Source organism: Streptomyces sp. XY431 (genome assembly GCF_001279805.1).
GTDB lineage: Bacteria > Actinomycetota > Actinomycetes > Streptomycetales > Streptomycetaceae > Kitasatospora > Kitasatospora purpeofusca.
In genome coordinates this window covers 1-1337 of the sequence record NZ_LGDO01000262.1, presented here as the reverse complement: position 1 = coordinate 1337, position 1337 = coordinate 1, and the positions used below count along the sequence as shown (strand labels likewise).

Genomic DNA, 1337 nt, shown 5'->3' with positions numbered 1-1337 from the left:
CGACTGACAGTGATGATGTTCGTGGTGATGTTGCCGGTGGGTCTGACCCATCGACTGACTGACGCTTCGGCTGTCCTGTTTCGGATTTGTCGGCCCATCGGCGGCATCATCACGCACGCGGCCGGACGGGCGCTGTGACTTCATAGGAGCCTGGCCAGAGGCCCCGTCACTGTCTTGTCCACCCGCCCGACCGGCGCGTGCCGCCCTCGGCTCGGACAAGCGGCAAGGACGGACATGACCAGCATGACGCATGACGCCCGGGAGATCACCGGCGGAGTCGACACCCACGGCCTGACCCACCACGCGGCGGTGATCGACCCGCTGGGCCGGCACCTCGCCGACCGGGAGTTCCCCGCCACCGTCCGCGGCTACCGGGACCTGCTGGACTGGATGCGCTCGCACGGGGCCCTGAGCGCGGTGGGGGTGGAGGGCACCGGTGCCTACGGCGCCGAGCTGGCGCGGGTGCTGGCCGCCGCCGGGGTCACGGTCGTCGACGTCGACCGCCCGGACCGCAAGACCCGGCGGATGAAGGGCAAGTCCGACCCGATCGACGCCTACGCCGCCGCCACGGCGGTGGCCTCCGGGCGGGCCACCGGCGTCCCCAAGAGCCGCGACGGCCTGGTCGAGGCCGTCCGGGTGCTGCGGGTCACCCGCCGCAGTGCGGTCAAAGCCCGTACCCAGGCGATGAACCAGATCCGCAGCATGCTCGTGTCCGCCCCGGCGGCGCTGCGCGAGCAGGTAGCCGCACTGGACCGGGCCGCACTGATTCGCACCCTCGCCCGGTTGCGGTCCGGCGGGAACCTGTCGACACCGCTCGCCGCGACCAGGGCAGCCCTGCGTCGGCTCGCCCGGCGCCACCAGAGCCTCGACAGCGAGATCAGCGAACTCGACGCCGAGATCGGCCCGCTGGTCAGGCAGGCCGCTCCGCAACTGCTCGCGCTGTTCGGCGTCGGGCCCGAGACCGCCGGCCAGCTCCTCGCCTCGGCCGGTGACAACCCCGAACGGATGCGCTCCGAGGCCGCGTTCGCACACCTGGCCGGGGTCGCACCGATACCCGCATCATCCGGCCGCACCCACCGCCACCGCCTCAACCGAGGCGGTGACCGAGCCGCGAACAACGCCCTGCACACCATCGTCCTGGTCCGCATGCGCTACGACGAACGCACCCGCGCCTACGTCGCCCGGCGCACCAAGGAAGGACTCTCGAAGAAGGACATCACGCGCTGCCTCAAGCGCTTCGTCGCTCGCGAGGTCTACCGCGTGCTCACCAGCACACCAACCGAACAAATCACGCAAACCGACCTTGCTCCCGCAACTTGACGTCTATAGGAGCATCC

At 70.8% G+C, this 1337-nt stretch carries 1 protein-coding gene; it reads left to right on the top strand.

Going from position 1 to position 1337, the window contains the following annotated elements; translation table 11 throughout:
• Positions 1–234: 234 nt before the first annotated feature.
• Positions 235–1320, top strand: a complete 1086-nt coding sequence (locus ADK60_RS22910) for an IS110 family RNA-guided transposase (RefSeq protein ID WP_079008629.1) — start codon at positions 235–237, stop codon at positions 1318–1320.
• Positions 1321–1337: the final 17 nt, after the last annotated feature.